General features: G+C 34.4%; 1 protein-coding gene. It reads left to right on the forward strand.

The annotated features are described in order from the left end of the window. On the forward strand, positions 1-425 hold a 425-nt coding region (locus tag ACODS7_RS32650), incomplete at both ends, for a Tn3 family transposase (protein WP_488828712.1).

Raw genomic sequence — 425 nt, forward strand, 5'->3', positions numbered from 1 at the left:
ACAAACATGGGATTGTATAGAATGGGACAGGTTTCTGATATAGAATATTCAAAATTAGCAACAACATCAGCCAATTTCATTCGATTGGAAACATTAAAAGACGCGAATGACTGCATTAGCAATGCAACAAGTAAACTTCCAATTGTTCAATGCTATGATATAGATGATTTTATTCATTCGAGTAGTGACGGCCAAAAATATGAAACACAGATTCATACGCTACAATCTCGTCATTCTTCTAAATATTTTGGGATGAATAAGGGTATTACTTCCTATACGATGGTGGCTAACCATATCCCAATTCAGGCAAGAATTATTGGTGCGAATGAACATGAAAGTCATTACGTATTCGATATCTTATATAATAATACAACCAACATCAAACCTAGCATTCATTCTACAGACACACATGGAACGAATGAAGT

The organism is Bacillus sp. FG16 (assembly GCF_057809515.1).